This window comes from Kitasatospora sp. NPDC057500, from assembly GCF_042802195.1.
Taxonomy (GTDB): domain Bacteria; phylum Actinomycetota; class Actinomycetes; order Streptomycetales; family Streptomycetaceae; genus Kitasatospora.
This window is the reverse complement of sequence record NZ_JBHVER010000343.1, coordinates 1-5,008: the sequence shown is the minus strand read 5'-3', so window position 1 is coordinate 5,008 and position 5,008 is coordinate 1. Positions and strand designations below refer to the sequence as shown.

General features: G+C 72.5%; 4 protein-coding genes. 3 read left to right on the top strand and 1 reads right to left on the bottom strand.

Annotated elements, in window-relative coordinates:
- Positions 1–112: 112 nt before the first annotated feature.
- Positions 113–316, bottom strand: a complete 204-nt coding sequence (locus tag ACFU74_RS35995) for a hypothetical protein (protein ID WP_380764343.1) — start codon at positions 314–316, stop codon at positions 113–115.
- Positions 317–1,318: 1,002 nt separating this feature from the next.
- Here ACFU74_RS35995 and ACFU74_RS35990 point away from each other — a divergent pair.
- From ACFU74_RS35990 to ACFU74_RS35980, 3 genes are all read left to right on the top strand, one after another.
- Positions 1,319–2,809 (top strand): Dyp-type peroxidase, encoded by a 1,491-nt coding sequence (locus ACFU74_RS35990; RefSeq protein ID WP_380764342.1) that lies wholly within the window; start codon positions 1,319–1,321, stop codon positions 2,807–2,809.
- Positions 2,810–2,975: 166 nt separating this feature from the next.
- Entirely contained in the window at positions 2,976–3,926 is a 951-nt protein-coding gene (locus ACFU74_RS35985; protein ID WP_380764341.1) for a DUF5996 family protein, read from the top strand.
- Between the two features lie 82 nt (positions 3,927–4,008).
- Positions 4,009–4,929, top strand: a complete 921-nt coding sequence (locus ACFU74_RS35980) for a CAP domain-containing protein (RefSeq protein ID WP_380764340.1) — start codon at positions 4,009–4,011, stop codon at positions 4,927–4,929.
- Positions 4,930–5,008: the final 79 nt, after the last annotated feature.

Here is a 5,008-nt window from a genome sequence, read left to right as displayed (position 1 = left end):
CTTATCCGCCGTCTGGCCGCCCGCCGGGCGGCCCCGCTATCCGCAGGCCCGGGGGTCCCGCTCCGTGTCCGGGAGCGGGACCGCGGCCCTGTAGGTCGTCGGGGCGGTGGGGTTACCGGAGGCGGGGGCCGCCCCGGAAGTGGGAGAGGTAGAGGCCCAGGGTGCTGACCGCGAGGGTGCCGACGCTGACCGCGGCCGCGATCGTCTGCTTGTGGTGCTCCAGGAATTCTTCGAGGCTGCTGAACGCGCTGTGGTGGTGCTCGGTCTCCAGGTGGACATCGCCGTGCGGAGTGACGACCGTGTACTGATAGGCCATGACTGCCTCCCGGTTCGGTGTTCTGCCGTAGCCGTCCCCGGTCGGCGGTGGCCGAAAACCGGTGTCCGGTGCGGTACGGCCAGATACACCGGACGGGAGTGATCGGATCGGACCGGTCGACCTACGCACGGGAACTCCGGGCGGGGTCCCCGCGTTGGACATGTGGCGCGAACGGCCGAATCTCGCCCGCGCACCCGCACCTTGATTCGCGTGGCATCCTCGCCCCTCCGGCCCCCTGGCAGTGTGCGCCGGCAGTGCGCGCCGAAAGCCTCTCCGAATCGGCGAAGCGGGTCCCGGGAATGCGCCGTGAATTCTCCCGCCGCGGCTTTCTCGGCGGCACCGGAAGTGCCGCCGCCGGATTCTGCGCCGCCTCCCCGGGCCTGACCGCGACCTCGGCCACGAGGGCTTCGTCGACCGCGCCGCGACGCCGCCGGACACTACGTCGCGACGCAGCTGGACCGCACCGGCGAGGAGCGCTTCCTGTCGGAGAACGTCCGGGCCCCCGCGCGCTCCAGGGCCACCCGTGAACCCGACGGCTGACGGGCACCTCGGGCGCCGTCGGTGCGCGGGAAGTCCACGACGTTGGCCTTCGGGGCCGGGCCGGCGCGGGTGGCGACGATCCTGCCCCCGCCACCACCGCGGCGACCCTGCCGAATCCGCTGATCGGAACGCGCACGGCAACCCCTGCCCCTCCACCGGGCGAGACCCGTGTCGAGGTGGCCTGTATGGGTACCGCCTTCACTCTTGCGCGTGAACGCGCACCGACAGTCTGACCCTGTGGGCGGCGGGCGGGCCGTCGCCACCCGTCGGGGCCGCGCCGGTTCCCGCCCGTTCGGCGGAGGCGGCGGGCGGGCCCGATGGCCCATCGTGGGGGTCGACCTCCGTTTGACAGGGTCCGCGGTGGCGGAGAGCCTGCTTGGAGTATCCGGTCCGACACTTTCCGTGATCGCATCATGCGTGTACGAATTTGCCGCCGGCCGCCACCTCGCGAGGAGTCCCACCGTGACCACGACCCCCATCCGTCCCACGGCCGTCCCATCCGTCGAGCAGCTGCCCCAGCCGGAGCTGCGCGGGTCCACCGACATCCAGGGCAACATCCTGGCCGCCTTCAACAAGGACTTCACGGACTTCCGCTACCTGCGCTTCCCGGACGCGGACAGGGGCCGCGGCTGGCTCTCCGCGATCCTCAACACCGTCGCGACGACCAGCGAGACGGAGGACTTCAACGAGCAGTACTCGCTGGCCCGCCGGGCCTTCGGCCGGGATCCTTCGATCGCCGCCGTCCGGTGCGGGGTCTCCCTCACCTTCGAGGGCCTGCTGGCCGTCGCCGGCAAGCCCGACCAGGTGGAGAAGGACCTCGTCGCCTTCAAGGCGTTCCGCGAGGGCGCGGCCGCGCGGGCCGAGGATCTCGGGGACACCGGTGAGAGCGCCCCCGAGCACTGGCTGTTCGGGGCCGGGAGCGGCGACGCGGTCGTGCACGCGGTCCTCATCGTCGCCGCGGACACCGAGGAACTGCTGAAGGAGAAGCTGAGGAACCTCGACGCGGTCGAGCAGACCCACCGGATCACCCGCGTCCACGTCGACGAGGGCCGCACCCTGACGGGCGACCTGAAGGGCCACGAGCACTTCGGCTACAAGGACGGCATCTCCCAGCCCGGCGTCAAGGACTTCCACCGCGAGGACGCCGGCCGCAAGGGCTTCCGCGACAACCGCGCCGGGGCCGAGCTGATCGAACCCGGCGAGTTCGTCTTCGGTCACAGGAGCGAGAAGGGCGACCGCGAGGCGCCGGCGTGGATGAAGAACGGCTCCCTCCAGGTGGTGCGCCGCCTCCACCAGGACGTCGCCGGCTGGAACGCGGCCGTGGTGGACGGCGTCGAGCAGTTCACCGGGACCATGGACGCCACCCGGCTCGGCGCCTGTCTGGTCGGCCGGGCCAAGGACGGCACGCCGCTCGCTCCTCCGTGCAGCGCCGTGACCGGCCTCGGCTCGGACCGCAACGACTTCGACTACGTGAACGACCCCACCGGCCTGCACACCCCCTGGGTCGCGCACATCCGCCGCACCCATCCGCGTGCCTTCGCCGGCATCGTCGACGACAAGCCGAAGAGCCACCGCCTGATGCGCCGGGGCATCCCGTACGGACCCGAGTTCGACGGCAGTCCGAACGACAGCCGGGACCGCGGGCTGATGTTCGTCTGCTACGGCACCTCGCTGGAGCAGCAGTTCGAACTGGTCCAGCGGCGCTGGTCCAACTCCGACACGTTCCCCCCGGGGAAGGGCGATCCCGGCCAGGCGGTCGCCAACGGTTTCGACAAGGTCACCGGCCTCGCCGGCAAGGCTTCGATCGAGCTGGAGGACGGCACCCGCGGCACGGTCGACATGAAGCGCTTCGTCCGCACCACGGGCGCGCTCTACGCCTTCACCCCCTCGATCACCACGCTGCGGCTGCTCGCCGAGGGCAAGGACCTCCCCAACGAGCCGGTCGGCTCCTGAGCGGTCCGGGGAGCGGCCCTGCGCGGGAAGCCCACCGCCCGGGGCCCGGCCGACGACCGCATCCGCTCGCCGCGCATCCGACTGGTGGCGGTCCCGGAACGCCGGCCGCTGTGCGGGCGCACCCGGTGCGGATGCGGGAGCGTCCCAGCGGGCCTAGCGTGGGCCCATGGAGCTGTTCCCTCCGATTCCGCTCGCGCGGTGGCAGGACTCCAAGGCGACGGTGCACCGGTTCGCCCAGGTAGTCGGGAAGATCCGGCTGGCGCGCAGCGTGCGGCGCAACCACTGGTGGAACGTCCCCTACTACCTCACCGGGCGCGGCATCACCACCCGGCCGATGGCCGTGGGGGACGGGGGCGGGACGTTCTGCGTGGACTTCGACTTCGTCGACCACCGGCTGGTGGTCTGCTCGTCGGACGGCCGCACGGTGTCCTTCCCGCTCACCGGGCAGTCGGTGGCCTCGTTCTACCGGCAGACGCTGGACGCCCTCGCCGCGGTCGGCGTGCCGGTGGCCCTCGCGCGCCCGCACCCGTTCGACCTTCCGGACGCCGGCCGGCCGTTCACCGAGGACACCGAGCACGCCGCCTACGACCCGTTCTGGGTGAACCGCTACTGGCAGGTGCTCGGGCAGGTCAACCTGGTCCTGGAGGAGTCGGCCGCCCGGTTCTGCGGGAAGATCAGCCCGGTGCACCACTTCTGGCACACCTTCGACATCGCCGTCACCCGCTTCTCCGGCCGCGCGATCGACCAGCCCGCGAGCATCGACCCGGTGACCCGGGAGGCGTACTCCCGCGAGGTCATCAGCGCCGGCTTCTGGTTCGGCGACGACGCCTTCCCCGGGCCGGCCTTCTACTCCTACGCGGCGCCCGAACCCGCGGGCCTCGCCGACCACCCGCTCCGCCCCGCCGCCGCCCGCTGGGTCGAGCGCAACGGCGGCCATCTGGCGGTCCTGGACTACGACGAGGTGCGCGCCGGCCCGGACCCGCGCGCCGCGGTCCTCGACTTCTACGAGTCCGTCTACCAGCTGGCGGCCGCGCTCGCCGGCTGGGACATCGGCGGCGAGGCCTCGCCCGGCGGCGTCACCGACCCGGTGGCCGCCCGCGCGTCCACCGATCGCTGACGGTCTGTCGACACCCTCCTGGTGTTCTGCTCGTGCCCGCCGCCGCAACCGGCCGCGGGTCTTCGAGCCGAAGGAGAACCCCGTGTCAGACACTTCCGCCCGGACCGCCGGCCCCGGTGCCCGGCTGGCGAGGCTGGCCCTCACCGCGTGCACGATATCCGCGAGCGGGCTCGCCCTGGCCGCCGCGCCGGCCGAGGCCGTGCCCGCGAACGCCGCGGCGACGGCCGTGGTCGAGCAGCTGATCACGATCCAGGACCACCGGAACCACCACGCGCTGGCCAGTGCGGACGGCGAGGCCTCCCGGATCGTCGCACGCGGCTACCAGGACGCCTCCACCCGGTTCTGGATCTCCAACAAGCCGGGCGGCCGGGTCGACTTCACCCGCTCCGTCGACGGCACCGAGCGCGTGATCGAGATGGACCTCAACGACGGCCGGACCACCCAGTTCATCCACTGGTGGGCGGGCGACAACCAGCAGTGGACGCTGGAGAACGCCGGCGAGGGCGGAACGTACGTGCACAACGCCCGGGACAACCGCTGCCTGACCTACCACGGCCTGGACCGCGAGGTCACCGTCGAGACCTGCGACGGCGGCGCGGCCCAGCGGTTCGACCTGGTGCCGGTCAACGACGTCCCCCCGCCGTCCTCCGCCGAGCAGCGCTTCCTCCAGCGCCTCAACGAGCTGCGCGCCCAGTACGGCAAGGCGCCGGTGCGGCTCGACCCGACGCTCGCCCGGGCCGCCCAGTGCAACGCCGGCCAGATGGACCAGCGGCGCGTCTCCGGCCACTTCTGCGACTCGGCCGCCATCGCCAAGAGCCTCGGCTACAACTGGACGCGGGGCTGGGGCGAGATCGCCTTCTACGGTCCCACCACCGTCGATGCCGCCTTCGACGGGTGGGTCCGGTCCTCCCTGCACTTCAACATCATGATCGGCGACTACACCGAGGTCGGCCTCTCCCACGTGGGCGCGGCCTCCTGGAACGCCGACTTCGGCGCCCGCTAGCCGACCCGGCCCACGGGGATCCGGCCCTGACCCGTCGGCCCGGCCCGCCGGTTCCGGCCCGCGGAGTGCGGGCCGGAAC

Excerpts from the sequence above, each read along its gene's own strand:
- ACFU74_RS35995 (WP_380764343.1), bottom strand. The coding sequence starts at position 316 with ATGGCCTATCAGTACACGGTCGTCACTCCGCACGGCGATGTCCACCTG.
- ACFU74_RS35985 (WP_380764341.1), top strand. The coding sequence starts at position 2,976 with ATGGAGCTGTTCCCTCCGATTCCGCTCGCGCGGTGGCAGGACTCCAAG.